The 280-nt window shown below is 69.6% G+C and carries 1 protein-coding gene; it reads right to left on the reverse strand.

Annotated features, from left to right (window positions below):
* The coding region (locus tag IO33_RS45470; protein WP_037687637.1) for a hypothetical protein at nt 1–280 on the reverse strand (280 nt) is incomplete at both ends.

A 280-nucleotide genomic window follows, 5' to 3' on the forward strand; every position in this document is an offset into this window, starting at 1 on the left:
ACCGTCCAGACGGCCACCGGTGCCGTAGGGGGTGTTGACGATGAGGTCGACCTCGCCGTCGTGGATGAGCTGGACGATGGTCCGCTCCCCGTTCGGGCCGGTGCCCTCGGACTGCTTGCGCACCACGGTGGCGTGGATGCCGTTGCGCTTGAGGACCTCGGCGGTGCCGGAGGTCGCCAGTAGCTCGAAGCCGTGCGCGACCAGCTCCCGCGCGGGGAAGATCATCGAGCGCTTGTCGCGGTTGGCGACCGAGATGAACGCGCGGCCCTTGGTGGGCAGC

The organism is Streptomyces durhamensis, from assembly GCF_000725475.1.
In the GTDB taxonomy this organism is placed as follows: domain Bacteria; phylum Actinomycetota; class Actinomycetes; order Streptomycetales; family Streptomycetaceae; genus Streptomyces; species Streptomyces filipinensis.